Annotated in this window: 4 protein-coding genes; all 4 read right to left on the bottom strand. The window is 43.8% G+C overall.

Annotated features, from left to right (window positions below; translation table 11 throughout):
- The coding region (locus AB1466_04705; protein MEW6189397.1) for a hypothetical protein at positions 1-395 on the bottom strand (395 nt) is incomplete at its 3' end.
- 124 nt (positions 396-519) lie between these two features.
- Entirely contained in the window at positions 520-756 is a 237-nt protein-coding gene (locus AB1466_04700) for a hypothetical protein (protein MEW6189396.1), read from the bottom strand.
- A 147-nt stretch (positions 757-903) separates the two neighbouring features.
- Positions 904-1,104 (bottom strand): cold shock domain-containing protein, encoded by a 201-nt coding sequence (locus AB1466_04695; protein ID MEW6189395.1) that lies wholly within the window; start codon positions 1,102-1,104, stop codon positions 904-906.
- Between the two features lie 102 nt (positions 1,105-1,206).
- Positions 1,207-1,908 (bottom strand): ComF family protein, encoded by a 702-nt coding sequence (locus tag AB1466_04690; GenBank protein ID MEW6189394.1) that lies wholly within the window; start codon positions 1,906-1,908, stop codon positions 1,207-1,209.
- Between the last annotated feature and the right edge of the window lie 346 nt (positions 1,909-2,254).

The raw sequence follows: 2,254 nt of genomic DNA, 5'->3' as shown, positions 1-2,254 counted from the left end.
TTGACCATTAAAATCGGTCCATGAGCATAAAGATAAACCAAACCCGCTATCCCCGTATCCAATATGGCCAGACTCCCATTGGCTAACCATCTATAAAAAGAGGATCTTTTCTTAATATCCCTCCAAACCACGGCGGTGGATAAGGCTGCCAGCGCAGCGGAGGCTGGTCCTAAAAGAAGAATGGCGGCATATAGGAGGGCAAAACTAACGGAGACCGCTCCCACCTTGGGAAGATCTATTCCAAAGGACTCAGCGAGCCAAATTAATAAACCGAAGAGGAGAATATGCTGCCAAGATAGCCTAGGAGTGGTAGACACCAGGTAAAAGAGGAGAGCCGAGGCACACGCGGTTAAAAATATTGAATATGCCTTAAAACTAATGGGTACTTTTTTCATCCTTCAACCTCATCTCAAGCTACAACTCCCTCTAAATTCTAAATCTTGCACCACCAGTCAGAACTAAAGTTGCGATGGTTGTTGGTTCTAAAAACCGCTTAGCCTTCATGGAAGAGCCCTCCTTTCATAAAGGGTCTCTTTTCCATGGACCCCTGACTAATTTTTGGATTTTGAAAAACTTCAAAATGGATTCTATATCCCGGGCAATCTGTTTGAGGGTTTTTATGGGAAGGGCAAGGATATGTATCTCTTCGATGGAATCACCCACTCCAGCTACGATGCGAGCTGCTTTTATTCCTTCGATCCGGCAGATTACATTCTCCAAGTTTTCTACATCGATTTTCTTCGAATCAGCCTTCATACACTAGTCCTAGTTCTAAGAGGATATAACCTTTTATTCTCTTTGCTCACAATTTTTCCTGCTTGTCACAAGGAAAATTTTTGAATAGAAAAACCCCATGTTATAAAACATGGGGTTCGCTGTTAAATTCTCGAAAATCTAACAGACTTAGGGAACTCTGCGGACATTCGCAGCTTGTGGGCCTCGGTCGCCCTGAACAATGTCGAATTCGACCTTTTCTCCCTCCCGTAGGGTTTTGAAACCCTCCTCCTGGATTGCAGAGAAATGAACGAATACGTCTTCACCATCTTCGCGCTCGATGAATCCGTACCCCTTCTCTGCGCTGAACCATTTGACTCTTCCTTGCACTTACACAACCTCCTAACAAAAATTAAGCCACTTTCGTGGCAAGTCGTACTTGCAAACTAACACTATCACAAATCATGAGGGGTGTCAATTTATCTTTTTCGCTCAGTGATAAATGGTGGATCGAGCTATTGTGAGGACATTTACTCTATTTGCCCCTTGAGCGAGGAGAATTTTACTGCATTCATTCACCGTGGCTCCCGTGGTTAAGACATCGTCTATTAAAAGAATCGCCTTATTCCGTAAATCTGCTTTACTTGAAGGGGAAAATACTCCTCTTACATTTTTCCTTCTCTCCTCCAGGGAGAGCTTATTCTGTTCCACAGTCTCTTTGGCCTTGATAAGAACTCCCTCGCAGGGCTTATCGACTCGTAGCGATATCTCCATAGCCAATAAGCGAGATTGATTAAAACCCCTCTTGCACTCCCTTCCTCTACTTAAGGGCACATAGGTGATCAGATCCACATCGAATAATTCCCGTTCAGCCCGGCTTATCATCAGTTGGGCGAAGACCGGTGCCAGCCTTTTGCCATTATGGTATTTGAACCTGTGGATTGCCTCCCGCAAATTCCCATCATAAAGACCAGCAGCCCGAGCCATGCGGAAATGGAAATGCTTGCCACGGCACTCTCTGCATTCGTTGGTTTGAAGATTGCAAGGTTTTCCGCAATTAAGGCAGATGGGGAACTCAATCAAGGGTAAAGAAGAAAAACACTCGTCACAGAGTGGATCCTCACGAAGACGACCACAAACGAGGCACCGAGGAGGATATATCAAATTTAGCAAGCCCTCAAACAGCTTTCCCATCCTTCCCTCCCCAAAACTCTCTCCTTCAATAATTTAGACAAATGGCTCAAGCAAACTCTTCAGACAATTACCCCAATCGAATTTTGATTTATTGCTTCTAAACTTACATCACTTAAGATTAAGAGACAATTCCTTTCCATAATTGGGCACTGAAAAGTATTGTTATTATAGCCTAACATAATTCACTCTTAATAATTCGATAAGAGTATCCTGGAAGGCGCATCTGCGAGAACCATTAAGCGAGCAAGGTTCGAACAGCGGCGGCAACGGGACTAATTATTCTCTAATGAGCTTTCTCAAATTGATCTCGAAAGGTGGTCTGACGATGCCTCTTTCGGTAATAATA

The organism is Actinomycetota bacterium, from assembly GCA_040755895.1.
In the GTDB taxonomy this organism is placed as follows: Bacteria; Actinomycetota; Aquicultoria; order Subteraquimicrobiales; family Subteraquimicrobiaceae; genus Subteraquimicrobium.
Note: the sequence above shows the minus strand (reverse complement) of the source record. Positions and strands in the feature narration are given on the sequence as shown.